The sequence below is a fragment of the Hirschia baltica ATCC 49814 genome (assembly GCF_000023785.1).
GTDB classification, from domain to species: Bacteria; Pseudomonadota; Alphaproteobacteria; order Caulobacterales; family Hyphomonadaceae; genus Hirschia; species Hirschia baltica.
Genome location: NC_012982.1, coordinates 1,331,445 through 1,356,203, shown reverse-complemented (window position 1 = coordinate 1,356,203; position 24,759 = coordinate 1,331,445). Strand labels below are relative to the sequence as shown.

The window sequence follows — 24,759 nt, the reverse complement described above, 5'->3', positions numbered from 1 at the left end:
TGAGTATGCTCTTAAAAATTTGATCGAAGAGCATCCATTACGGAGTTAAGACATCATGCGTACTGACACGCCCCCACCGGTCCGTCTCACAGACTACCGCCCATATCCTTTTGTCATAAAGCATGTCCACTTAGACTTCTTTCTGGAGCCGACAAAAACACGCGTTCGCAACAAGATGACCGGTAAAAGATCATTTGGCGAACATGCTTTGATGAATTTAGACGGTGAAAACCTTAAACTCATTTCTATAGCAATAAACGGTCTTGCTGTTCCTGAGGAGGAATATGAAATAACTCCTGAAGGCATTAGCATTCACATGCCTGCTGGCGAATTTTGTCTAGAAATCGAAACTGAAATATCACCAGAAACAAATACACAGCTTTCAGGGCTATACATGTCGGGTGGTCGTTTTTGCACTCAGTGTGAGGCTGAAGGGTTTCGCCGCATAACATATTACCCTGATCGTCCTGATGTCCTTGCTCCGTTTGATGTTCGCATGGAAGCAGATAAAGACGCCTACCCTTATTTGCTCTCCAACGGTAACCCAGTTCGAAGTGGAAATATCGGAACAGATCGCCATTTTGCAATATGGTCAGACCCACACCCAAAGCCTTCTTATCTTTTTGCATTGGTCGCGGGTGATTTTGATGTCTACACTGACAGCTTCACCACAATGTCAGGAAAAGAAACACCATTAGCGATCTATGTTGATAAGGGCGACAGCGATCGCTCTGCATATGCTATGGATGCATTGAAACGCTCCATGTCGTGGGATGAAGATGTATTTGGCCGTGAATATGATCTGGATGTTTTCAATATTGTAGCCGTACGTGACTTCAACTTTGGAGCCATGGAAAACAAAGGGTTGAACATATTCAACGCAGCCTATGTTTTAGCAGATGGCCAAACGGCAACTGATGCAGATTTTGAAGCAATAGAAAGCATTGTTGCACACGAATATTTTCACAATTGGACCGGAAACCGCATTACTTGTCGTGACTGGTTTCAACTTTGCTTGAAAGAAGGTTTGACCGTCTATCGTGATCAAGAATTTTCTGCGGATATGCGTTCGCGCTCAGTGACGCGCATCAAGGACGTCATTAGACTTCGCTCTCGCCAGTTTGCAGAAGACGCTGGTCCACTAGCCCATGCTGTACGGCCAGATGAATATGCTCGCATAGATAATTTATATACTGCAACAGTATATGAAAAAGGTGCTGAGCTCATTCGTATGTTGCGTGTTTTAATTGGTGACACTGCATTCTTTGCAGGTCTAAACCGCTATTTCGATAGCTACGACGGGAAAGCTGCTACAATTGAAGATTTTTTAAATGCAATGCAGCTATCGACGTCTGAAGACTTACGCAATTTTGCAAGATGGTATTCACAATCAGGGACACCCACTGTCACAGCCAAAGGCGTACACGACACAATTGCTCGCACCTACACTCTGACCTTAAAACAGCACACATCTGCAACTCCTGGACAGCCCGATAAAATCGCACTCCCAATACCTCTGAAAACAGCTTTATTTTCAGGAAAGGGACGGCGTCTTTCAACAAAGCTCAACGGCCAAGCCAATGATGAACACTTGTTGATTTTACGTGATTTTGAACAGGACTTCGTCTTCACCGATGTCAGTTCTGCACCGATTCATTCACTCAATCGCGGTTTTTCAGCTCCAGTAAGACTTGTGGATGGCCTCAATGATGCAAATCGCTCTGCACTCGCAGCAGCTGACAATGACCCCTTTGCGCAATGGGAAGGTTTACAAACCTTAGCGCGCAACATCTTGCTGGAAATGTCAAAAGACGAAGACGGCGATCACAAAGATAGTTTAAGTGCATTCATCGATGCAATTGATGAAGCCTATACAGCAACAATTGATGATCCTGCTTTTGCAGCCTTAATCCTGCGCATGCCAACTGTTGGAGAACTTATTCTTGATCAAAAAGACGCTGATCCTTCAAAATTACATGCAACAAGATTGAAATTGAAGCGCGCTATTGCGCGACACATGCAAGGATCACTCGTCGCAACAGTGCAACACTCAGATACAGGTGTGTTTGATCCATCAGCTGCTGCTGCCGGACGACGTGCCTTGAAAGCTGCAGCGATTGATCTGCTTTCAGGATTACAGGACGAGCATGCAGATCGTATTTATGAAAGTTTCTTATCTGCCCCAACAATGACTGAAAAACTTTCTGCATTAAATGCTTTGGCAAATGTTGAAAATGGCGGCCCTAGCGGAGAATATTTCGATAAAGCTCTACTGGCATTTGAGGAAGAGTGGAAAGACACCCCTATCGTCATGGACAAATGGTTCTCAGTGCAGGCTATGTCTATCAGGGCTGATTTGCGTGCGCGATTACATCGCCTGTGCAGTCACCCAGATTTTGATTTTAAGAATCCAAACCGCGTGCGCGCTGTCGCTGCTGCTTTTGCAATGAATAATCCGGTTGGATTTCATGCACCTGATGGATGGGGATATGAGTTCCTGACAGACATAATATTGAAAGTGGATGGTCTAAACCCCGCCCTTTCTGCACGCCTTACAACATCTTTTGAAAGCTGGAGACGCTTTTCACCTGATCGCCAAGCGCACGCAGAAAAACAATTGCGCAGACTGGATGACGCTAATCTTTCCAAAAATGCTCAAGACATTATCACGCGAGCACTTGCTCTTAGTAGTAATTAAGAACAAGACTGCATGTGGTGTAAACTCCATGCAGTTTGCAAACCTGAACAGGTATTAACCTTGGCGCGCGAGCGTGTAATTTTAACAGTGATGAATCGTCTAAATTCGTATCAATTTGGAACATTAAACCACTGATTTTATATATATTAATTTATCGAGCAGATATCGTAAGATAATAAAGTCAGTAAACCAAAAATTTCACCCTTTACCTTTAACCATCTTCAACGTCGATATTGTAGAGACTTACATAATAAAAAATGTGAGACACACAATGCAATCGACTATCAAGACCACAAACAGAAAAGACATCATCGCAAACTCAGCGAATGACCTTTTTCTAGAAGCTGACGCAAATGGGACCATTATTTTTGCGGAAGGTGACGGCCACCTTCTCAATACGGTGGATGTGCGAATGCTGGTGCTCTCAAATTTATTTCAACTTATAAACGTCCCGGATTTATCACAGCTGCAAGCCTGTTTCGCGACGCTTTCTCCCGGAGATAGAGCAACTTTTGATGACATGAGTTTTGCACCAAGTGGTCGACGAATTACCGTTCAACGTTGCCAAAACAATCAGGCAATTTATCGCCTAGCCTTTGCCGACCTTACATGTCACACGATCATGAAAGATCAGCAAATCGATGAACATTTGGTTCGCGCCTTCAGAAGCGCAATTGCCTCTCCCGAATTGAAAGCCGCCCGACAACCCATTGTCTGCACGCAAACAGGACAATTGAGACACTATGAAATTCTTGCACGGTTCCCATTTGAGGGTTCGCCCTACCCAATGATCGTTGCGGCTGAACGGCGTGGGATTATTTCAGAACTAGATTGTATTATGTTGGATGCAGCTTGCCAACGCATGTCTCACCCGACTGGTCACAACCTAAAACTAGCTGTCAACATTTCAGGTCAATCCATCCAAAAAACGGATATTGCTGCCGAACTCAATCGCATCGTTCAAGCTTACGAATTTGATAAAAGACAACTTATTCTCGAAATAACCGAATCATCTGAAATGCACGATATAGATACAGCAGCAAATGCAGTCGAACTCCTTAAACGAAGCAATGTTAAAATCGTGCTGGATGACTTTGGTGCAGGCGCAGCGTCATTTGGTTACTTGCGAGCATTAAACGTCGATGGTGTGAAATTTGATGGTTGTTTTTTGAATGGACAAGTGTCCAACGAACGAAATACTGCACTAATGCGCGCTATTTCCAGCATGTGTAGGGAGTTAGGCATGTCTGTTGTTGGTGAGCGCGTTGAAAATGAATTTGATCGGCAAACTCTTCTCAATGCAGGTGTCATGCTCGCACAAGGCTTCCACTTTGGCCGCCCTGAGATAGACCCTACATTTTTTGCAAACCGAAAGCACAAACAACAAGCCGCCTAACGCCAAGAGACGTCTCAATGTCGAAAAGAAACCTAGATAGAATACGCGTCCTTATTGTGGATGATAATCATCACATGATAAATATCATCAAAACGCTCTTGCGTGGGTTTGGTATAAAGAACTTCGACTCAGCAAGTGATGCAGTGGAAGCCTTTGAAATTGTAAACAGTGAACCAATTGATTTTATCATCGTCGATTATCACATGGAAATACTTGATGGTGCCGATTTTGTAAGATTGGTTCGCAACGCGCCCGACAGCAATAATCCTTTTATTCCTATAATCATGCTTACAGCTTATTCAGAACGCTCCAAAGTAGAAGGTGCCCGTGATGCTGGCGTATCGGAGTTTCTTGCCAAACCAGTTACCTCTTCTGACCTTTACGCCAAAGTTGCATCAATCATAAATTCACCTCGTCCATTCGTGCGAACAAACAGCTATTTTGGACCAGATAGAAGACGTCATGACAACATCGATTTCAGAGGCGAAGACAAACGCCAAAAACCAGATCAGGATAATGATCTAAACTTGGATTTTTGAGCTGCCACTAAATATTTCATTATACAAATTAGTGAGATTTTAACTCACAAATTAATACACTATTAAGGCTTTCGGAGTGTTTCGAATCTTGTGCATTATCAATTCGCACAATGGAGACAAATGTCTTGGCCAAGACAAGAAAAAATAAATCAGACATCCACAAACCTGCTAAGGTCTCGAAAGCTGTGCCAGTTCCCGGTCGCGTGCTTTTAATGCTGTTTGCTGCTTTTGCCGGAACGCTAGGGCTAAAAGCGTGGCAGGAACGCCTTGGACAAAATGACGATCTAATGGCGCTACAGGCGCGTGAGGCTATGGCCATAGGTGGATATGTCAGATCTGAGCTTGTCGCCTCTCAAACAAAGATGGAATTGATTTTAAAACGCGGTGGGACGTCTGCTCAGGCCTTATCCGGTGCAGGGCTCGCAAAAATTTCTCAAACCACTGCAAATTCAGCGCAAAACGGTAGCAAGCTTATCGATACAAACTTTGCAGCACTGTATGCTCAAGATTCTTCAGGAAATTGGTGGGAAGGACGTTTGCCAATAACAAAGCTGACCCCAACGCCGGAAGGAAACAGATCATTTAGGCTCGCTAATTCTACGCATTCAGATTTAGGAGCGAATGTAAAACGAATCGGTATGACGCGCCAAGTAAATGCCTGTGCTCCTGTTGGTGACACGCAAATTGCTGCATGTGTTTCCAACGAAGTGGAGCTAATTGGAACTGAAGACTATAATCTAATCCTTATATATCTACTGTTACTAGCTGCTCCAGGATTGGCTGTTATCGGTCTTGTTGGAACCATCAAGACAAATACTGAGCTGCTAAACCTTGAAATAAAAGCAAAAAAAGAAATTGAAACGCATTGGCGAGAGTTGGAAATTGGGGGGCAAAATGGATATTGGACATGGAACCGCGAAACAGGTTTATTCAGTCTACGCACCAAAACAGCCGAAATGCTTGGCCTCATCGATAATAGCGACCTATCCCTTCAGCAGTTTCAGGAACTCATACACCCGGGCAATCAAAAAAATGTTCTCTATGAGCTAGAAAAAGCCAAACACAACAAATCCTTTCAAGTATCCTTCAAAGGCAATGGCAGCTTTAGTTCGCGATATTTCGAAATGCAGGGTGGCCCATTTCAAGATGGTCTATCCGGCATAATGACTGACACAACTGAACGCGTGAGAGCGGAAGCCCGCTCTCGTATGTCAGAACATTTGGCCCGTTCCGTAGCTGACGCATACCCAGGCCCTTTTGCATCTTGGGATCAGCGCCATAGACTATTGTTATGGAACCGCCATTTTGCTCGCCTATTCAATCTTCCTGAGAATGTTTTAAAAGCCGGCACATCATATGATGTTGTCATGGCTGAAGCCGCAAAGCAGATTCGTATTGAACGTCCGGTTCCAGGTAGCGACAATGGTCGCGAAATTCTCTTGCTTTCTGATATTTGGCTGAACTTTTATGATCGCCCCACAGCTGGAGGCGGACTTGTTACTGTTGGCCTCGACATTTCATCAATCAAAAACCATCAAGAATCCCTACTCGGAAAAGAGAAAAAACTACGCCGACTGGTGCTAGAACTAGATCGGATGCAAGGTCAATCAGAAGAACACGCGCGCAAATATGCAGAAGAAAAAACAAAAGCTGAAAAAGCCAGTCAGGCAAAATCAGTTTTCCTAGCAAACATGAGCCACGAGCTTAGAACACCCTTAAACGCCATCAATGGTTTTTCTGAAATGCTCATCAAAGAAATTTATGGCCCGCTAGGTGATGAACGATATATTGGATATGCCGAAGATATACTTTCTTCTGGGCAGCACCTATTAGATATGATCAATGACATTCTGGACATGGCCAAAATCGAAGCGGGTAAAATGTCAATTTCTACGCGCGAAATAGATCCTGTTGAAGCCGTTGATTCAGCCGTTCGTATGATCCGCCGACGCGCAGCTGACAAAGACATAGACCTAAATCTAACTGTAAAAGATGATATTCCAGACATCGAAGGCGATCATCGCGCTATAAAACAGATGGTCTTAAATTTGGTCTCGAACGCGATTAAATTTACAGATCCAGGAGGTTATATAAATATTTCTGTTGTCAAAGAAAATGCATTTGTCCGCGTATCAGTGGCAGACAATGGAATTGGAATACCCAAACAAGATATACCTCGCCTTGCGCAACCATTTGAGCAATCGTCTGCAGATGAAAACCGCAATAGTAAAGGTAGTGGTCTTGGGCTTTCACTCACCAAATCATTCGCCGAAATGCATGGTGGACGCCTTGAAATAGAAAGTGAGTTTGGAGAAGGCACGACTGTTAGCTTCTTACTCCCAGTCGACCCTCCCAAAATGATCAAATCTGAATACGCTGCCTAACTTATTCTTCAAATCGGCCCTCTGGAGGGGGCTCTGGAGGAAAATCCATATTTTCAGGTGGTGGTGGCATTCTTCCCTCATGATCTGGACCATCAGGAGGAGACGGTCTGAAGCCCTCTTCTTCTCTTTGAGAATCCCGTTTCATCTTCAAAGGTTTGCGGTTTCTCAGTAGAAACGAATCAGCTAAAGCCACACGCGCTTCGGGAGGCAATGTTTCCATCACATCCAGTATTCCTGTTGTAGCGAGCGTTTTAAGTTCAGAATCAACTCTCATAAATTCATTGATTCCCAACTCAACCTGCCCCCGATCAAATGGTTCAGCGCGTATCGCGTTTAAAACTTCCAGATGCTTTGCATGCATGGTGGCGCGTTCAGCTTTACTGCTACGCCAATGCTCTTTCATCGTACGAAAAAGCTTTTCTCGGTCCGCTTTTTCCAACTGACCAAATACGCGTTCAATATGAGGCCTCTCTCTAGATGTGTTTGGAGGTTTTTCATCAATTCCTATTCCATTATTTCCTAGAAATTGACCTCCAACGATACCAATCAATGCAGCATTCACAGCAAGAGACCCAGCAAGCAGAAACGAAACCTTTTTATTTTTTTTCTGTTCCATTTTCTCACTCATCGCTTATGTCTTCAACATTTAACCATTGCTCAGTATCCAAGTTTGAAAGTTCATCTGCTGACGCATAAGACAACATTGAATTTACAACACTCAATTCTGCTTGTTCTGCCGCTTGCGCATACCCAACACTGGCACCACCAACCAAAGATGCGCTGATTAACCCAGCAGCCATCCATTTGGAAGCTCGGAAAGATTTCAACTTTTCTATAAAACTCGGTGCAGACTTTGTTTCACCAGCCATGGGCATCAAATCAATGAGCTTTGCCTCTAACGCCACACTAATTTCAGGCATGTCGGCCTGATCGCCTAAGAAAGAGTCAAATGTGCTTTCAAGTTCGATCGCACGTTTAAGCTCTAAGTCTTCACTCCGAAAGAAACTTTCCGCAGAAGAACGAACGCCTTCGGGCCAACGCTTTACATCTGCACCATATATTTCCAAATATTCTAAAAACTGTTCTTTATTCATCTTCTACCTCCTTTCTTATCCATCAAATCCTGTTGCTCGACCTTGTGCATTCGAGACCAATAACTCCTCGCGGTCCATTTGGAGCAATTCCTTTAACTTTCGTCGGCCACGCGATAACAAACTTTCTAATGCATCCACGCTGACCTCCATCACTTCTGCCGCCTCAATGTTAGAAATCTCTTCAAAATAACATAGACTGAGAGCAGCCCTCTGACGGTCGGGCAATTGTTCCATAGCGCGTTTTAGCAATTCACTTCTCGATTCGGCCTCTAAACGTTGTGCTGGTGTTTCAGATTCGTCAGCAACCTCTGGAACAGTGTCAACATTTCCCATTTTCGGCTTACGAAGCCTGTCCAAGCAAGTATTAACAGTTACGCGGTGTAACCATGTTGTAAATTTTGCTTTTCCAGATTCCCATTTTGCCGCACTTTTCCAAACCTTTAAGAAAACATCCTGTGTCACATCTTCTGCTTCAGCTTCATTTACCATCATTCGTCGGGCAATATTTAGAACACGCTGACTATGACGACGTACTAATACAGAAGCAGCTTGACGGTCTCCGCCTCCGACTTTTTCAACCAAAATATCATCTGATATCGACTCGAACTGCATTTGAAATCAAAATATCCTAGTTGAAAAAATCTTCACTGATTCAAATTAACCAGTATGGCGACGAAAGGCTACTTGCAATTTTTCGCGTGGTCTTTACGCGGTCCATCATTCCCGCCTTTTCTGTCATGCTTCATCATTTTAGATTCGCTAAACTCTTCGAGTGATACTACACCATCTGCGTCTGCATCTATTTTTTCAAAATGCTTTGACTGCATTTCAGCTTTTCGTTTAACGCGCTCTGCTTCATGAAAACTTGTAATCTCTTCACTTGTAAGCTTGCCGTCTGAATTTGCATCAATTGCTTCAAATTTTGCACGCTTAGCTGCATCTTTCTCAGCATCAGATAATTTGCCATCACCGTCCGCATCAAATTTTTCGATCATTTCAGCACGCATTTGCTTTTGGCCTTTTTGGGACCACTGACCTTTGCTTTTGCCTTTGTGTTTTGACATTTTTCGCATTCCATTATCGAATTCTTCTAATGAGGCAACACCGTCACCATCTTTATCAATCCGACTGAAATGACGTGCAGCCATCTCTTCTTTGCGTTGATCCATACGCGATTGGTTATAGGCGGTTAATTCTTCTAGTGTCACACCACCGCTTTTATCTGCATCAGCCGCATCAAAACGCATTTTCTTAATCGCTGCTTTTTCAGTATCTGATAGTTCACCATTGCCATCAGTATCAAATTCAGCGATGCGTTCCATCCATTTTTCTTTAACGGCCTCACATCTGTCCTTGCCATCTTTGTCACCTTCACGCTGACCGGCAGCGGCAGTTGAAACAGCAGCTAGAGCTATAAAAGCTGTAGTTGTAAGTGCTAGTATTTTTGAGCGTTTCATTTGTCTAAACTCCTCTTTGGTGTTTGATATATATTTAACGCCCGCACCCTCAACTATCCGTCGCCAATGGCCCTATTTTATTTCGCCTAATACTAGAAACTTTTTCCTGATATTTCTTAAGTAATTCATTTAATTCAACAAAATCACTTACCCCACCACATGCACTAAGCCATTTCTTCAGGCCCGTTGAAGCTAATTCCTCATCAAACTGATCTGAAACAGCAATCCTTAACGCCTGCTGCAAGTTAACTTGAAGACTATATGCTTGGGTTAGTAGGGTTGCTTCCTCGGGTTGCAAAATGTTCGCTTCCTGCAAAGCCTGTATCGCTTCAAGGGTATTGGGCCGTATCACACTGGGAACCGCTCTCGCATTTTGCAATATAGCTTGCTGAACAACAAACTCGATATCCAGCAATCCGCCTTCGGCTAATTTCAAATCCCAATGACTATTTGGCTTTCTCTCTTTGGCCAGACGTTGACGCATATTCAGAATATCTTCTTCAAGACCTTCAAAATCCGAGCGCACTTTTAAAGAAGCACAGGCGATAGCTTTCACCCGCGCCGCCAGTTCTCGATCTCCAGCAACAATGCGAAGCCTTGTCAGCGCCATATATTCCCACGTCCATGCATCGCCCTGATAATATTTTTCAAACGACGTCACTTTTACAGCAACAGGACCAGCCTTTCCCGAAGGTCGCAATTGCATATCCACTTCATACAACTCACCCTCTTCAGTTGGAGCGGAAAGCGCAGCAATCAATCTTTGTGTAAAACGGGCAGCAAGATCATTCGGGTGAGGAGGGTTTCCCGGATCATAAATGACGATGATATCCAGGTCAGATGTCGCTGAAAGCTCTTTTCCTCCTAGCTTGCCAAATGCACCAATCACCCATTTTCCTGGCCATTCGCCAAACTTAAGTTGAACCTCTTCTAACGCGACCTGCGCCATGACCGAAATTGAAGCATCCGCCAATCGCGTGTATGCAGGCCCAGCATCACTAGCATTGGCTTGACCTCTTAGAATTTGATATCCAATTCGCAAAGTTTCTTCACGGTGGAACCGACGCGCGGCGTTCATCCGTCCCTCAAAATCATCTTCAGAATTAACAACCTTTTCCAGCGCCATCAGGACTGCTTCGGAGCTATCCTGATTTAAAGGTGCATTGAATGAATTGTCTAACATGCCATCAAGAAGAGCTGGCTGCCGTGCTAAATCATTCGCCAACTTAGGTGCATAAGCCATAGCTGAAATGAGATCTTCAGAGAATTTGGTTTCTGCAAGCATTAGCGAGAAAACCTGCACGCCACCTCTCAAACCGCTAATAAAATCAGAAAAACGGCTCAAAGCAGTATCAGGCTGACCTGTTTCAGCAATCCACTCCAATAAACGTGGTGTAAGTGATGTCAAAAGCTGTTGCCCACGTACTGTGCGCGTTGCTGGAAGTCCTCCGCGATGCCAATTCCTAATTCTGTTAATCACACCGCCGGGGTCAGAAAAACCCATTTCTTCAAGCGTTTTTAGTGTCCCCGGGTCATCATCCACGCCAGTAAAAACCAGATTGCCACTATCGCCCGATAATCTCTCTTCTTGCGCAAAAAGATCAGAATAAATGCCGTGAACAAATCTTCGAACAGCTAATAGATCACTCTCAAACAAATCTTGATTATCACCATATCCCATCAATATGGCGACCTCTCGTCGCCTATCATCACGGTCTTGTAGTGTATGGCTTTGCTCATCATTATGCATTTGGATGCGGTGTTCGACATTCCTCAAAAAGGCATAAGCTTTTTTTAGTTCTTCGCCATTCTGAGAAGACACAGCTTTCAATTTAACAAGCTCATCAAGCGCTTCATCGGTGCGCCGAACCCTTAAATTAGGATGGCGACCACCAAGGATAAGTTGTTGTGTTTGTGCAAAAAACTCTATTTCACGAATTCCGCCGCGCCCAAGTTTGACATCAAATTCCTTAATATCGAGCGTTTCATGGCCACCAGTCGCATGTATCTGACGTTTTATCGCGTGAATGTCTCCAATTGCCCAATAATCTAAATGGCGCCTCCAGATATATGGTTCCAGCTCTTCAAAAAAAGCATCCCCTGCAACAGCATCACCCGCGCAAACCCGCCCTTTTATGTAGGCCATACGCTCCCAGTTCTGTCCGACACGCTCATAATAATTGAGTGCAGTCTGAGTCGACAAAGCAACAGCATTTGAAGACGGGTCCGGCCTCAAACGCAAATCGACTCGAAAGACATATCCATGCTCGTCTCGAGTTTCCATGAGCTGTGCAAAATCTTGCGTAATGCGCACAGCCGCTTCCTTTGCTGACCTTGCATTTGCATCAAATCGATTAGGATCAAACAAAACAACTAGATCAACATCTGAGGAATAATTTAGCTCATAGGCACCCATTTTCCCCATAGCAATGGCAAACAGCCCCGTCTCTTCTAGACTAGTTTTAGGGTTCACCCATTCTCTATCCGCAGCAACTTGATACGCACACCAAAGAGCCGCTTGTGTACATTTTTCTGCCAACACAGTGATGGCATGTGTGACTTGGTTGACATCCCATAATCCGGACAAATCAGCGAGCGCTATTGCTAGATGCCCTTTTGCCTTTGCCTGTCTCAATGTTTTGCTGACTATCTCACGGTCAGTGTTTGCGGCCATTGCTTCATTGAGCAACTCGAGGCTCAACTGAAAAGCTGCATCCGCACCATCATCTGCTATTGAATCGAAAACGTTAGGATATCTTGTCAGTAAATTACAAAGGTAGGGCGTATGACTTAAAAATTTCGACGCGGCCTCACGACTATCTAAAATACTTTTGACCGGCCGACATGATAATTCAACAAGAGTTCTGTCTGGAACGGGTATCATCTTATAACGCCTTTGCACTGACTCGTCTTATTCAAGCTTATGCTAGCGCGATGTTCACGCAGAAGCGAGAGTAAGGCTCACTTTTAGCCCCGGCGTCGGATACCCAGGAAGCCCCTCTGATAGTTCAAGTCGCCCTTGGTGCATTTCCGTGACAGCAGCCACCAGTGACAATCCAAGTCCAGATCCTGGCTCCGTGCGTGCCTCTTCCAATCTGAAAAATCGTTCTAATACTTTTTCTCTATTTTCTTCAGGAATACCCGGTCCACTATCAAGAACAGACAGCTCTACCTCTCCATTCCGTCTACGTCGAAGAACAAGCTTAACTGCACCGCCTGCTGGTGTATATTTCACAGCATTATCCATGAGGTTAAAAATAAGCTGCATGATCAGTGACTTATCAGCATGAAGCTCTAAATTCGATTTGATATCAGAACTAAAGGCTAACTGGGCCTCTTCACACACAGCTTCGTAAATCTCAGCAACTTCTACAACTTGTTCACTTAGACTAAAACGATCAAACGTCCCCGATTGACCACCTTGAACCTTTGACAGCCGCAAAATCGCATTAAAGGTTTCTAGGACGCGGTCCACTTCCTCAATAGAATACTCAAGCGCACCTTCAAAATCTTGTCGATCTCCTGTTTGAGCTAGAGAAGATTCCAAATGGTTCCGCAAACGCGCCAATGGCGATCGTAAATCATGCGCAATCGCATCGCCCGAATACCGAGACGCAATCATCAGCCTTTCAAGTTTGGTCAACATCGCATTCAAACGCTCAGCCAACCTGTCGAACTCATCTCCAGACCCATAAACAGTTGCCCGGCGTGACAAATCACCAGCCATGACATCTTCAGTTGTACGCGCTAGCGATTCAACTCGCCGTGAGACGGATCGCGATACAATCACCCCTCCCACCATGGAAAGAACCAAACCAGCAATAGCTGCCGTCCACACCACATCTGTAATGCGTTTCACCATCTCCCCGCGTTCACCGATATCATATGCGACGAGCAAAACAGTATTGTCAGGAAATGTCTTTATGCGTCCTTCTGCTCTATTTCTTTGTACAACACCCGCGTAATTTCGAGAGTCATATGAAAATGGCACATACAGCTCACCCGCTAAAGGGGCTTCCGCCGGCAGGAAATCAAAATCACCAGCGATTTTCTCTCCATCCGGACCAACCAGAAGATATAAAAACGCACCTCTAGAGGAAGACCTCTCCGATACTGACTGACTCAAACGAGAAAAACCGCCGCTTGTGTAAGCGGCGGTCAAAGCATTTATCTCGGAATTGAGGGCGTCAGTATCATCGCGCTCTAATCGTCCTGCCGTGGCTGAGAATAGATAAAGTAACAGCGCACCAGCAAAAAGAATAAATAACGCCGTATGCACCAAAGCCAACCGGAATGTTGTCGTCCGGGTGAACGCTGGTAGACGAGATAAATTCACAATCCCTAGGCCTGAAGTCTATACCCTGCACCACGCACTGTGTGCAAAAGCGCAACTTCAAAGTCCTTATCAATCTTGCTGCGCAAACGGGAAATATGCACATCAATCACATTTGTCTGCGGATCAAAATGATAATCCCAGACTTTCTCAAGCAGCATTGTTCTTGTAACCACTTGATCGGCATTTCTCATAAGAAATTCCAACAAACGGAACTCACGCGGCTGAAGGTCTATTTTGACCTCACCTCTAAAAACAGTGCGTGCTAGGAGATCCATGACAAGATCCCCTACTTGTAATTTTGTCGTAGGAGCTTCACTAGAAGCGCGTCTTCCAAGTGCTTCAACACGCGCAATTAATTCACTCGGCGCAAAAGGCTTACACAGATAATCATCGCCACCAGCTTTTAGACCTTCGACGCGATTTTCAACATCACCTAGAGCCGTCAGAAACAATGCCGGTGTGTTACCACCCGTATCACGATAGGTTGTTAACATCTCGATACCATTCATCTTTGGCATCATACGATCAACAACCATAGCATCGAATTCATCAGACTGAGCACGACTGAGACCAGCCTCGCCATCATTCTCAACGGCAACGTCGTGCCCAGCTTCGCTGAGCACTTTTCTGACGAAATCCGCTGCTTCTATATCATCTTCAATGACGAGTACGCGCAAAGCGAGCTCTCCCATTCTATAAATTACTTAAGGTCTTCAATTTCAACCGGTAGGAAAATAGTCGCGCGGCCTTTGCGAACAGCCACAAGAATATTCTTCTTACCTTCTTTTTTAGCATTTTTGATCACGCTAGCCAAATCATCCGCAGATTTCAACGTCGTGCCCTGTGCTTCAAGAAGAGCATCACCTTTTGCAATTCCAGCTTCTGCAAAGGCAGAATTACGGTTCAAATCAAGAACGAGAACACCATTTTCATTCTCTTTTAAACCAAATAATTCGAACTCTGGTTTGGACAATGGTTTGACAGTCAAACCATGGACCAACGCACCTTCAGGCGCTACTTCGTCCTCTTTCTCACCTTCAGATTCTGAACCACCACGGTTGAATGCACTATCAACATCTGATGGACGAACACCAACTGTCACAGAGACTGTTTTCTCTTTACCATCTCTGATCAATTTGAATTCATTTTTACTTTCAGCGATTAACCCACCGACAAGACGGGTTAGCTCACGGCTATCTTTAACGGCGAGACCATTTACCGACAGGATGACATCACCACGCTCAATTCCGCCTTTTTCAGCAGGGCTGCCAACTTGGACATCAGCAACAAGTGCGCCTTTTTCATTTTTCAAGCCTTGAGATTCGGCCATTTCCACAGTCATTGATTGGATAGAAACCCCCAACCAGCCGCGTGTAACCTTACCGTCTTTAATCAATATATCGGTAATCTCTTTTGCGACAGTCGATTCAATCGCAAAACCAATTCCTACACTACCGCCAGACGGTGAATAAATTGCCGTGTTCACACCAATCACTTTACCATAGAGGTCAAATGTCGGACCACCGGAATTACCACGGTTAATTGATGCATCCACTTGGATGTAGTTTGAATAGTTAGAACCATTCATTTCACGACTAATAGCAGATACGATACCCGCGGTCGCTGTTCCTCCAAGACCAAACGGGTTACCAACAGCGACAACCCAGTCGCCTACACGTGGAGGCGCACCAAGTTCAAACTCAACATATGGGTATTTCCCGCCTTCTTTGACCTTCAGCACGGCCAGATCGGTTAGCTCATCAAGACCGATAATCTCAGCTTCCAACTCATCACCATTGGACAATGTGATCGTCACTTCAGAAGCGTTTTCTACAACGTGATTATTGGTTACGATATACCCTGTATCCGAGATAAAAAATCCAGATCCAAGTGAACGTCCTTCGCGAGGTGCTGGACCTTCATCTTCTTCACTTTCGCCTTCTTCGCCCTCACCGCGTCCTTGACGATCCATAAAGTCATCAAAGCCTGGAATGTTGCGGAAACGCTCAAACAGCTCACCATATTGTTCTGGCGCTTCTATTTCTGTTGTCACTTGCACAGTCACAACGGCAGGATTCACTTTTTCAATCAGATCAGCAAAACTAAGTGGCGCACCGACAGGCGCTTGAACAACGATTGGTTTTGCATCGGCAATTTTCGACCCAACCGGGGATAAAATAAGGCCACCAACTGCCGCGCTGCCTAGCAATGCCATGGCTAAAGACATTTTCAAAGTGCGGCTTTTTCCGGTCGTTTTCATCTGTATTCCTCTTTATTCACTTCAGAACATTCTAGATGTCGAATGTGTAATATATATCTTTGAGTAAAAAATTATGATCGCTTCATGTCGATTCTGTGGTATGAATAGAACTTACCCTATGTAAAGTACGGTGTACGGGACATTTATCCGCAATTTCCATCATTTTTGTCCGCTGTTCAGCATTTAAATCACCTAAAATAGTAATTTCACGATTAAAAACATCCAAATCGCTAGAATCAACTTCATTTCGTGATTTTTCGTGTGTTACTGAGACAGAAACTTTATCAACTGGCCAGCCTTTTCTTTGAGCATACATGCGCAATGTCATAGACGTACATGCCCCAAGCGCAGCATTCATATATTGATATGGTGTGGGACCAGCACCGTCTCCGCCCACATCAACAGGTTCATCTGCAACGCCGCGATAATCACCCGTCACCACCCAGTTCTCATAACTTCCACGTTGAGTTTCTTCGACAACGACTGGCTCATTCCCATTTACAGGTTCAACAGAAGCTTTGTCTTTTCTGGCCGCAATTGCGTAATGCGTTGCCCACGCGGCGATAACACCAGCCACATATTTAGCATCTTCACGATCTGTCAAAAGATGATCTGAATCATCGAGCGATACAAAACTTTTTGGATGCATAGCCGCCATAAAGATATCATTCGCATTTTCGATACCAACGGTTTGATCTATGGGAGAATGCATCACCAGTAACGGGCGCTTCATATTTCGAACAGATTCGATTACCCGTGCGTCTTCTACATCATCAAGAAACTGCTTTTTAATTTTAAAGGTACGGCCAGCTAATTGAACATCCGCTTCACCTTTGGTCTCAATTTCTGAAATCTGGGAGCCGAAATTCTCAGTGACATGCTTGGCGCAAGACGGTGCTGCAATAGATACAAATGCTTTGACCGTTGGCAACTTACTAGCCGCAGCAAGCACAGCTGCCCCGCCAAGGGAATGCCCAATCGCCAGTGTAGGAGCCATGCCTTGCTCTTCCATCCACTGGGAAGCTGCCACAAGGTCATCAATATTTGAGGAGAAAGTAGTGTCTGAAAAATCACCTTCAGAAAACCCAAGTCCGGTGAAGTCAAACCGCAGCACACCAACACCTAACTGCACGAGCTGGCGGGCAATACGAGCTGTCGCAAATTGGTCTTTCGAGCAAGCAAAACAGTGTGCAAAAATAGCAAAGCCGCGCGGCGTTCCAGCTGGCAATTCAAACCTTGCAGCTAGCTTATGACCAAGCGAACCGGGTATTTGAACTTGTGATCTATGTGCCATTGTCTTTTTACTCCACTTTCAGCCCTAGCGTTACCATAAAGTGGTAGAGCAAAACAGTTTAACAAGGCCCGCTCTTATCAATCTAGAGTATCATTTTCGTGATCAGCCACCATGTCAGGCTTTAGCGGTGCCAGGTTGCGCTTTTTACGTGCACGTATTGCCATAAACAAAACCCCCGCCCCCCAAGCAAGCAAGACAAACGGGAAAGCCCATAAGAATGCACCGCCGCCACTCGCTTTAGGACGAAAAAGCACAAACTCACCATAACGCTCAGAAAAATAAGACCGGACTTCAACATCACTGGCACCGTCTTGGATCTGCTTCCTCACAAGATGGCGCATATCTCCTGCAATTTCAGAAGCAGACTGAGATATTGGCTCATTCTCACACGACACGCATCTGATTTCACGCATCAATAATTGCGCGCGGGCTTCAAGATCCGCATCCTGTAGCGGCGCATCTGAAAGCGCAGCAGCCAATACCAAAGCAAGCATCATGATACAGCTGCCCCTTCTATACTGTTATCTGAAGTCGGCTCTTCTTTTGATGATGATACACGCTTCCCGCGTTGAGCGGCAAAAGCTAAAAAACCACCCAACGCAATGAGACCAACACCACCAAAAACAAAATCAATCATCGGGTTTATGGAGATACGAATTGTCCAACCATTTAATTCTCCCCGAACAGGATCACCCAACGCAACATATAAATCACCAACCAGAGATTTTCGGATGGCAACTTCCGTCGTGGGCATCCCAGATGCCGGATAATACCGTTTTTCCGGGTTTAATTCTGTTTCTCGTTTTCCGTTCACAGCCATAATGGAAGCACGATCAGAATAGAAATTTGGTCCTTCAGAATTAACAACGCCGTTAAAAGTGAAAGACCAATCGCCAAGCTCGACAACTTGCCCTTGAGTGACCGCAAATGTACGCTCAATTCGTCCATTTGTTTCAACAACGGCACCAATCACAAACAATCCAAGCCCAATGTGCGCAATCGTAAGTCCCCACACACCAAGCGGCAGCTTAAACACGCGCGTCAAACCACCAGCGCCAACACGTTTGATAAGATCTGTAATTGTTCCACCAATCAACCAGACACCAACAGCGACACCAAACACAGCCCAAAGCTTGCCTGAGAAAAACACAAATGTTGCCGCCCCAGCCGCAATAGCAATCGCGCCAGCCACGATTAAACGTTTCACAACAGGTGACATATCAGCCGCTCGCCACGTCATTGCCTGTGCAAATGGCGGCGCGAGAAACAGTATGCCCATTAAAGGTGCCAGCGTCAGATCAAAATAAGGTGTCCCAACAGATAATTTCTCACCCGTCACCACCTCCATCGCCAAAGGATAAAGCGTGCCCACAAGAACAGTTGCTGCAGCAACAGATAAAAACAAATTATTGAGGATAAGCGCGCCTTCGCGACTAACAGGATCAAACTCACTACCAGATTTCAATCCGGGACCACGCCAAGCAAAAAGTGAGAATGCAAAACCCGAAACCAATAACAAGCCAATTAGCAATAAACGACCACGCTCAGGGTCCAGCGCAAACGCATGCACCGAAGTCAACACGCCTGAACGCACCAAAAATGCCCCAAGAATTGATAGGCAGAATGTCAAAACTGACAAAAACACTGTCCACGATGCCATTGAACCACGCTTTTGCGTCACGATAATGGAGTGCACCAAAGCAGCCCCCACCAGCCAAGGCATAAGGGAAGCATTTTCAACAGGGTCCCAGAACCACCAACCACCCCAGCCAAGCTCATAATAAGCCCAGATCGCACCAAGTGAGATTCCTATCGTTAAGCCAGACCAAGCAAACAACGCCCATGGCCGCGCACGTTTCGCCCAGCTTGCGCCAACTTCATTGAGCAATAGACCTGCTGCTGCGAGCGAAAAGACAAAAGAAAAACCAACATACCCCAAATACAAAAATGGCGGGTGAAATGCCAAAGCAGGATCTTGCAAAAGCGGATTTAAGCCGGTGCCGTCAAACGGTGCAGGGTCAAGGCGCGTGAAAGGTGAAGATGCAAAAAGCAAATAAGTCAGCGACAAGAAAGATAATCCCCCCTGGACACCAATTGCTTTCGTCTTCAACGCACTTGGTTTCATCAAACCAACAGCTGCCGCCCCAAAGCCCAACATGATCATACACCATAAAAGCATTGATCCTTCATGATTTCCCCACGTTCCGGCGAATTTGTAGAAAGTAGGCTTTAAAGAATGCGAATGCTTGACCACAAGTTCTAGAGAAAAATCTGATCCCAAAAAAGCGCGAACTAACGTAAAAAATGCCACAACGCTTGCTGCCATCGCAACAAGTATCGACCGGTTAGTTTCTTGCGCTTTACCCCAAACACCAAAGACAGCCGCCAATAATGACGCGCCCAGAGCAAGAAATAAACTGATATGGCCAAATTCTATCATTAGACGCCTTCATCATTATATTGTGCAGCTTTCGCGGCGGCTTCACCACCAGCAGCTTTTAAAGCATCATACGCTTCTTTAGGCATGTAGCTTTCATCATGACGCGCGACTAGGCGTGTTGCCTGAAGACTACCATCAACCTGAATGATGCCTTCGGCGACAATTCCTTGTCCTTCTTCAAAAAGGTCTGGCGGCAAATCATCATACGCAACATTGACGCCGTATTCACCATCTGTGATTTCAAACTTTATCAATGTACCCGGGCCGCGTTCTATTGAATCAACCCCTACCAATCCACCAATGCGAACCCGCTCACCAACTGTCACAACATTACCAGTCACGATCTCTGTCGGCGTTCTAGAATAACTCGCATTATCTCCTAGTGCAGACATCACAAGCGCAACTGCTCCAACCAACAGAACACCTGCTACACCGATCAACCATGCTCTTTGGGAACGCGCACGCATGAATTATCTTCCTCTATCCAAACCTTAGACATACCCACTTCTGATCAAAGGACTACATCAACTATATGTGATGACCAGCATCAGTCTTTTTCTGATGGATTGTCCTCGTTTTCAGAGGCTATATCATCCGTCATTTCTTCTTTTTGTCTGGCAACATTTGCCATTGCCTGCTGCAATAAATCTACTTGGGATTTAAGTTCCATTGCTTCTGGCGAGCCTTCGGGCATCATGGATTGTGCTTGCGCCCACCAATCTCTCGCGCCATCACGATCACCATCCAGCCAAAATCTCATACCCGGCATAAAGGCAGCTTTCACATCAGCCGTATTCGCTGAAAAAGCTGCGATATATATTTGCTGTGCTTGCTCCGTCACGCGCCCACCCTGTTGAGCAACCAAAGCATCCGCCATAGGTGTCAGAACATCAACAAATTTAGGGTCTCGGCGTAGAGCTGATTGATAAGCCCGCAATGCCTCATCCGGTTTTCCCTGCTGCATAAGAATATCACCGATAAACTTATGAGATTGCGGATCTTCCGGGTCCACTTTGGCACGCTGTTGCAACAAAGCTATCCACTGATCACCCGAAATATCTTTGGGTTCCATTTTTCTCATTTCATCAAGTCGTTGATGCAATGGTCTGTCGCCAATGGAGGGAGATCCGATAAATCCGTAACATGTCACAGCTATGGTCATAGCAATTAATACACCCGCTCGCATGCGCCATGTATTGCCGACCCAATACGCCAAGCCCAAACCAACAATTATTCCGATGAAGATGTGCAGCATATTCTAACTTTTCTATGTCGCAGCTGGCAAAATGAGATGCGCACGCAAACCACCAAACGGGCTATTATCCAATGCAAAAGAACCACCATACATTTCCGCTAATTCCTTCACGATAGACAGCCCTAATCCTGTTCCTGGTTCTGTTTCGTCTAGTCTCTGTCCACGTTGCACGGCAATCTCTCGTTCAGCTGGCTTCAAACCAGGCCCATCATCATCAACAAAAACAATCAATTGGTCGTTTTTCACACGTATCGTCACGCGCATACGGCGCTTGCACCATTTGGCTGCATTTTCTAAAAGATTGCCAACAAGGTCATCTAAATCCTGACGTTCGCCTTTAAAAACAGCATCTTCATCAATATCAATTTCAACCGCCAAATTCTTGTCGCGATGAATACGTTCAAGCAAAATCGCAATATCTTCGACAGTCGGTTCTACTTCAGTTCTAGCTCCCAATACTTCTGCACGCGCCGCTGCTTGTGCGCGTTTCAAATAGTGATCAACATTCTGCCACATCGCTTTTGCATGCTGCTTAACCATCGCTGAATAGGCTTCATCACCACCTGTTTCATTCATCAATACAGCAATGGGATTTTTCAGGGCATGTGCCAAATTGCCCACATGTGTGCGCGCGCGGTCCACAACTTCCTGATTGTGATCGAGAACACGGTTCATATCTTCAACCAAAGGCTCGATCTCAGTGGAATATTCTCCGATTAGACGCGTTTCTCTGCCATCTCGAATCGCATCAAGATTCTCACGTATCCGCCGCAAAGGTGCTAATCCGTGATGTATCAGAAAACCAATCGCAACCAGCATCCCAGACAACATCAATCCAACAACGGCAACCAAGCGGTGACGTAGCGCAGTTTCAGCACTAAGCGCTGCTTCGCTATTAATAGCCGCAAACAATGCAACCGGCGTTTCACGGTCTGGCAGCAATACCGCCCTCAACGCCACGCGGATTGGTTTGTCGTCAGGATCTAGATCATTGTGATAAAAAACTTGCCCCAGATTTGTGTAAGCTTCCTCGATATGCGTCATATCAACCGGCAGTCCACCATCCCATATACTTCGAGATAAAACCGGTTCTTGAACGTTTAAATCCCGATCAAGATCAAGATATCCATAATACCACCCAGACAATACGCGTTGAAATCGTGGGTCATTCGGCAACAAATTCTGATCAAGCACAATCGTACCATCAGGATCAGAATTTAACGCATTTGTGAGTGTCTGAATGGTTGCTTCCAACTCACCATTTAAAAGTGCTTCTGTTTCCTTGCGATAACTACCGCCCAAAAACAATGTCGCCGATACGACGATCAAAACACTCATGATGAATGTAAGCGTGACTAGTCTGCCAGCAATGGATGCCCATACCTTGCGATAAATAAAACGCAAACATTTCTTGAAACCTTGAGCCACAATTTTGCCAGCCAGACCGTTCTAGTTAAAAATCGCTATTTTAAAACGATTATTCATTTGCAGCTGGATCGACCAATCTATACCCAAGACCTCGTTCAGTTAGAATGCGATCAGATCCAATTTTTTTACGCAAACGCCCCACAAATACTTCGATTGTATTGGAATCACGGTCAAAATCTTGGTCATAAATGTGCTCCACAAGTTCCGTGCGTGGCACAACACGTCCTTGATAATGCATCATATAACTCAGCACACGATATTCATGTGCTGTTAGCTTGATAGGTTGGCCGCCAACAGTGGCCCTTGCCGAGCTCGTATCAACCCGCAAATCACCCAATTCTAAAGCCGAACTTGCATGTCCAGCAGAGCGGCGCAGCAAAGCACGCAAACGTGCCAATAATTCTTCGGTAATGAATGGCTTGGTCAGATAATCATCTGCACCAGCATCAAATCCAGCAACCTTCTCGCTCCAGCGATCTCGCGCTGTCAAGATAAGAACAGGCATGACTTTACCTTCAGCCCGCCATTTTTCGAGAACACGCACACCATCCATTTTGGGAAGTCCCAAATCCAGAATGACAGCATCATATGGCTCAGTTTCGCCGAGATAGTGACCATCCTCACCGTCGACAGCCAGATCGACTGCGTATCCAGCTTCCGATAATGATGTTTTCAACTGACGTCCCAAATCTGGGTCATCCTCAACGACTAAAAGGCGCATATTTTATTCTCCGCGTATGTGCAGGATTTTGCCTGATAAAGCATCTACTTTGATGAGCAGACGTTTTCCTTCGCCATCCATCCAAGTCACTTTATAATGATACCCGCCATCATCCTGAGAGTACATAGCAGCATCAATCAATTGCCCGTTATACCTATCTCTTAATTGACGACTTATCTTAGCAAAAGGAACAGTCCGTCCAGATTGCGCAGCATTACGCGCTTCAGTTTGAGGAACAAGCGAATCGCCAGCCCAAGCCTGAGCTTGAGCAGGTGATATAACAACTGCCATTAACGTGGCGAAAAAGGAAAAAAAGCGCATCATGCGAACAATGTTTAACCTGTTCGCGCTGAACACTATCTGAACGAAATTCATATGCTAGCCACGACCTATCTTGCTGCCTAAAATGAAGAATGTCGCAAGTAAAACACCAAGTTATGAACTAATCCCTGACGTTTTTATCCCGACCGCGCCAAGTTTTCAAAAAATCTTTTAAATCAGCGTCTGGTTTATCTGGTAAAGTAACCAGTAAACGGACCAATAAATCACCCGGTTTATCTTTGCTTTGCACGCCTTTACCTTTCAGGCGCAGAACATTACCACTATTTGCACCCGCAGCGATGTTCAAAGATACTTCGCCCGATGGCGTCGGCACCTTAACGCGTGCACCTTCAACCGCTTCAGCAAGTGAAATTCTCAGATCCATTCTAACATTTTTACCTGAACGTTCATAATCTGGATGACTACGAACGCCAATTTCAACTAGAGCGTCTCCGGGGTTCATTCCCCCTGCACCGGGCTCACCTTGAGACTTTAATCGAAGCGTCTGACCAGGTTCAACACCAGCTGGAATATTCACATTCAATGAACGCCCATCTGCCATGCTCACGCGTTTACGCGCACCATTTATGGCATCTAGGAAGTCAATCTCAAGTTTATAGCGAACATCGGCACCCTTGGATGCGCCATAACCAAATCCACCACCGGGAGCAGCGCCACGCGCTCGGCCACCTTGTCCAAACATGCCGCCAAACAGATCTTCAAACACATCTGCGCCTGCACGTCCGCCACCTGAATGCGTTCCAGAAAAACCATTAAATCCATCAGCACCCGGACGACCAGAAAATCCTTGCGGACCTGCACCGCCCCCATATCCACCTCTAAATTGAGGCGCTTTCTCATTTCCGTCAGCATCAATCGCGCCGCGATCATACAGCGCTCTTTTATCAGGATCAGATAACAAAGAAAAAGCTGCACTCACCCGCTTAAAGCGCGCCTCTGCAGGCGCATCATTAGGCCGCACATCAGGGTGCAGCTCTTTTGCAAGTTTGCGGTAAGCAGATTTTATTTCTTTATCAGTCGCACTCTTGGCAACGCCCAATGCGGCATACGGATCCCAGCTCAACGTCAAATTCCTTTACTTATACTCATAGAAGGAATTAGACGCGAAAACACAA

At 45.4% G+C, this 24,759-nt stretch carries 21 protein-coding genes; 4 read left to right on the top strand and 17 right to left on the bottom strand.

What is annotated here, in order from left to right; genetic code table 11:
- Nucleotides 1-55: 55 nt before the first annotated feature.
- The 4 genes from pepN to HBAL_RS06415 all read left to right on the top strand — a co-directional run bounded on the left by pepN (nucleotide 56) and on the right by HBAL_RS06415 (nucleotide 7,017).
- Complete coding sequence (gene pepN / locus HBAL_RS06430; protein WP_015827130.1) at nucleotides 56-2,698, top strand: aminopeptidase N; 2,643 nt, start codon at nucleotides 56-58, stop codon at nucleotides 2,696-2,698.
- Nucleotides 2,699-2,969: 271 nt separating this feature from the next.
- Nucleotides 2,970-4,094 carry an EAL domain-containing protein gene (locus HBAL_RS06425; protein ID WP_015827129.1) on the top strand — a complete coding sequence of 375 codons (1,125 nt, stop codon included), beginning with the start codon at nucleotides 2,970-2,972 and terminating at the stop codon, nucleotides 4,092-4,094.
- Nucleotides 4,095-4,111: 17 nt separating this feature from the next.
- Nucleotides 4,112-4,633 (top strand): response regulator, encoded by a 522-nt coding sequence (locus HBAL_RS06420; RefSeq protein ID WP_015827128.1) that lies wholly within the window; start codon nucleotides 4,112-4,114, stop codon nucleotides 4,631-4,633.
- Between the two features lie 125 nt (nucleotides 4,634-4,758).
- On the top strand, nucleotides 4,759-7,017 hold the full coding sequence (locus HBAL_RS06415; protein WP_015827127.1) for a PAS domain-containing sensor histidine kinase: 2,259 nt from the start codon (nucleotides 4,759-4,761) through the stop codon (nucleotides 7,015-7,017).
- Nucleotide 7,018: 1 nt separating this feature from the next.
- Here HBAL_RS06415 and HBAL_RS06410 read toward each other — a convergent pair whose 3' ends face one another.
- The 17 genes from HBAL_RS06410 to HBAL_RS06330 form a co-directional block, all read right to left on the bottom strand.
- A complete protein-coding gene (locus tag HBAL_RS06410; RefSeq protein WP_015827126.1) occupies nucleotides 7,019-7,633 on the bottom strand; it encodes a periplasmic heavy metal sensor in 615 nt (204 codons plus the stop codon).
- A 4-nt stretch (nucleotides 7,634-7,637) separates the two neighbouring features.
- Nucleotides 7,638-8,111, bottom strand: coding sequence for a hypothetical protein (locus tag HBAL_RS06405; protein ID WP_015827125.1), 474 nt, complete (start codon nucleotides 8,109-8,111; stop codon nucleotides 7,638-7,640).
- A 15-nt stretch (nucleotides 8,112-8,126) separates the two neighbouring features.
- The gene (locus HBAL_RS06400; RefSeq protein ID WP_015827124.1) at nucleotides 8,127-8,723 is read right to left on the bottom strand and encodes an RNA polymerase sigma factor; all 597 of its coding nucleotides are present in this window, start codon (nucleotides 8,721-8,723) and stop codon (nucleotides 8,127-8,129) included.
- A 68-nt stretch (nucleotides 8,724-8,791) separates the two neighbouring features.
- Nucleotides 8,792-9,568 carry an EF-hand domain-containing protein gene (locus HBAL_RS06395; protein ID WP_015827123.1) on the bottom strand — a complete coding sequence of 259 codons (777 nt, stop codon included), beginning with the start codon at nucleotides 9,566-9,568 and terminating at the stop codon, nucleotides 8,792-8,794.
- 49 nt (nucleotides 9,569-9,617) lie between these two features.
- A complete protein-coding gene (locus HBAL_RS06390; protein WP_015827122.1) occupies nucleotides 9,618-12,452 on the bottom strand; it encodes a bifunctional [glutamine synthetase] adenylyltransferase/[glutamine synthetase]-adenylyl-L-tyrosine phosphorylase in 2,835 nt (944 codons plus the stop codon).
- 54 nt (nucleotides 12,453-12,506) lie between these two features.
- Entirely contained in the window at nucleotides 12,507-13,904 is a 1,398-nt protein-coding gene (locus tag HBAL_RS06385; protein WP_015827121.1) for a sensor histidine kinase, read from the bottom strand.
- Nucleotides 13,905-13,909: 5 nt separating this feature from the next.
- Nucleotides 13,910-14,581, bottom strand: coding sequence for a response regulator transcription factor (locus HBAL_RS06380; RefSeq protein ID WP_015827120.1), 672 nt, complete (start codon nucleotides 14,579-14,581; stop codon nucleotides 13,910-13,912).
- Between the two features lie 23 nt (nucleotides 14,582-14,604).
- A complete protein-coding gene (locus tag HBAL_RS06375) occupies nucleotides 14,605-16,164 on the bottom strand; it encodes a Do family serine endopeptidase (RefSeq protein WP_015827119.1) in 1,560 nt (519 codons plus the stop codon).
- Between the two features lie 82 nt (nucleotides 16,165-16,246).
- Nucleotides 16,247-17,458 (bottom strand): bifunctional alpha/beta hydrolase/OsmC family protein, encoded by a 1,212-nt coding sequence (locus tag HBAL_RS06370; RefSeq protein ID WP_015827118.1) that lies wholly within the window; start codon nucleotides 17,456-17,458, stop codon nucleotides 16,247-16,249.
- Between the two features lie 77 nt (nucleotides 17,459-17,535).
- Nucleotides 17,536-17,955 carry a cytochrome c-type biogenesis protein gene (locus HBAL_RS06365; protein WP_015827117.1) on the bottom strand — a complete coding sequence of 140 codons (420 nt, stop codon included), beginning with the start codon at nucleotides 17,953-17,955 and terminating at the stop codon, nucleotides 17,536-17,538.
- Nucleotides 17,952-19,898, bottom strand: a complete 1,947-nt coding sequence (locus HBAL_RS06360; RefSeq protein ID WP_015827116.1) for a heme lyase CcmF/NrfE family subunit — start codon at nucleotides 19,896-19,898, stop codon at nucleotides 17,952-17,954. Before HBAL_RS06360 ends, HBAL_RS06365 begins: the two co-directional genes overlap by 4 nt.
- Nucleotides 19,898-20,365 (bottom strand): cytochrome c maturation protein CcmE, encoded by a 468-nt coding sequence (locus HBAL_RS06355; RefSeq protein ID WP_015827115.1) that lies wholly within the window; start codon nucleotides 20,363-20,365, stop codon nucleotides 19,898-19,900. Before HBAL_RS06355 ends, HBAL_RS06360 begins: the two co-directional genes overlap by 1 nt.
- A gap of 80 nt (nucleotides 20,366-20,445) precedes the next feature.
- The gene (locus HBAL_RS06350) at nucleotides 20,446-21,153 is read right to left on the bottom strand and encodes a tetratricopeptide repeat protein (protein WP_015827114.1); all 708 of its coding nucleotides are present in this window, start codon (nucleotides 21,151-21,153) and stop codon (nucleotides 20,446-20,448) included.
- Nucleotides 21,154-21,165: 12 nt separating this feature from the next.
- The gene (locus tag HBAL_RS06345; protein ID WP_233356757.1) at nucleotides 21,166-22,581 is read right to left on the bottom strand and encodes an ATP-binding protein; all 1,416 of its coding nucleotides are present in this window, start codon (nucleotides 22,579-22,581) and stop codon (nucleotides 21,166-21,168) included.
- A gap of 49 nt (nucleotides 22,582-22,630) precedes the next feature.
- On the bottom strand, nucleotides 22,631-23,302 hold the full coding sequence (locus HBAL_RS06340; RefSeq protein WP_015827112.1) for a response regulator transcription factor: 672 nt from the start codon (nucleotides 23,300-23,302) through the stop codon (nucleotides 22,631-22,633).
- Between the two features lie 3 nt (nucleotides 23,303-23,305).
- On the bottom strand, nucleotides 23,306-23,593 hold the full coding sequence (locus HBAL_RS06335) for a PepSY domain-containing protein (RefSeq protein ID WP_233356756.1): 288 nt from the start codon (nucleotides 23,591-23,593) through the stop codon (nucleotides 23,306-23,308).
- Between the two features lie 151 nt (nucleotides 23,594-23,744).
- Nucleotides 23,745-24,707: a DnaJ C-terminal domain-containing protein gene (locus HBAL_RS06330; RefSeq protein ID WP_015827110.1), complete on the bottom strand. Its 963-nt coding sequence runs from the start codon at nucleotides 24,705-24,707 to the stop codon at nucleotides 23,745-23,747.
- Between the last annotated feature and the right edge of the window lie 52 nt (nucleotides 24,708-24,759).

Bases quoted from the DNA above. Each gene is read 5' to 3' on its own strand.
- HBAL_RS06360 (WP_015827116.1), bottom strand. From the start codon at position 19,898: ATGATAGAATTTGGCCATATCAGTTTATTTCTTGCTCTGGGCGCGTCA.
- HBAL_RS06405 (WP_015827125.1), bottom strand. From the start codon at position 8,111: ATGAATAAAGAACAGTTTTTAGAATATTTGGAAATATATGGTGCAGAT.
- HBAL_RS06350 (WP_015827114.1), bottom strand. From the start codon at position 21,153: ATGCTGCACATCTTCATCGGAATAATTGTTGGTTTGGGCTTGGCGTAT.
- pepN (WP_015827130.1), top strand. From the start codon at position 56: ATGCGTACTGACACGCCCCCACCGGTCCGTCTCACAGACTACCGCCCA.
- HBAL_RS06375 (WP_015827119.1), bottom strand. From the start codon at position 16,164: ATGAAAACGACCGGAAAAAGCCGCACTTTGAAAATGTCTTTAGCCATG.
- HBAL_RS06420 (WP_015827128.1), top strand. From the start codon at position 4,112: ATGTCGAAAAGAAACCTAGATAGAATACGCGTCCTTATTGTGGATGAT.
- HBAL_RS06410 (WP_015827126.1), bottom strand. From the start codon at position 7,633: ATGGAACAGAAAAAAAATAAAAAGGTTTCGTTTCTGCTTGCTGGGTCT.
- HBAL_RS06335 (WP_233356756.1), bottom strand. From the start codon at position 23,593: ATGGCAGTTGTTATATCACCTGCTCAAGCTCAGGCTTGGGCTGGCGAT.
- HBAL_RS06390 (WP_015827122.1), bottom strand. From the start codon at position 12,452: ATGATACCCGTTCCAGACAGAACTCTTGTTGAATTATCATGTCGGCCG.
- HBAL_RS06425 (WP_015827129.1), top strand. From the start codon at position 2,970: ATGCAATCGACTATCAAGACCACAAACAGAAAAGACATCATCGCAAAC.
- HBAL_RS06370 (WP_015827118.1), bottom strand. From the start codon at position 17,458: ATGGCACATAGATCACAAGTTCAAATACCCGGTTCGCTTGGTCATAAG.
- HBAL_RS06365 (WP_015827117.1), bottom strand. From the start codon at position 17,955: ATGATGCTTGCTTTGGTATTGGCTGCTGCGCTTTCAGATGCGCCGCTA.
- HBAL_RS06395 (WP_015827123.1), bottom strand. From the start codon at position 9,568: ATGAAACGCTCAAAAATACTAGCACTTACAACTACAGCTTTTATAGCT.
- HBAL_RS06400 (WP_015827124.1), bottom strand. From the start codon at position 8,723: ATGCAGTTCGAGTCGATATCAGATGATATTTTGGTTGAAAAAGTCGGA.
- HBAL_RS06340 (WP_015827112.1), bottom strand. From the start codon at position 23,302: ATGCGCCTTTTAGTCGTTGAGGATGACCCAGATTTGGGACGTCAGTTG.
- HBAL_RS06355 (WP_015827115.1), bottom strand. From the start codon at position 20,365: ATGCGTGCGCGTTCCCAAAGAGCATGGTTGATCGGTGTAGCAGGTGTT.